The sequence below is a fragment of the Endozoicomonas atrinae genome (assembly GCF_001647025.1).
Taxonomy (GTDB): Bacteria; Pseudomonadota; Gammaproteobacteria; order Pseudomonadales; family Endozoicomonadaceae; genus Endozoicomonas; species Endozoicomonas atrinae.
This window is the reverse complement of the sequence record NZ_LUKQ02000829.1, coordinates 1-341: the sequence shown is the minus strand read 5'-3', so window position 1 is coordinate 341 and position 341 is coordinate 1. Positions and strand designations below refer to the sequence as shown.

The window sequence follows — 341 nt, the reverse complement described above, 5'->3', positions numbered from 1 at the left end:
TGGTAAAGCGACCCATATTGGCAGGTTTTTCCCATTTAAGTGAATCAGTGCTTTGAGAGGGCGCTTTATGCGCCCTTTTAAAGCGCTGTTCATAAACGCACAGACATTTGAATAACCGCTAAAGCCGTCTAATACCAATTGAATTTTCTAACTACTGTATAACTGCCCAATCACGGGAGCACAGACTGAACAGTCGACCAGCTTCGCTGCAAAGGTTATTCCAAGCTTCACAGCAACAATCTACAATATTTTCATAACCTGAAAATGCTTTGTTTGATAAGTCATGCTCCCGCATCCACTCCCATAGCCTTTCTGAGCTGTTTAACTCCGGTGCGAATGGT

General features: G+C 43.4%; 1 pseudogene. It reads right to left on the bottom strand.

From position 1 onward, the window contains the following. Positions 1-151: 151 nt before the first annotated feature. Positions 152-341: pseudogene (locus AK963_RS36440) on the bottom strand (IS630 family transposase); the annotation flags it as partial.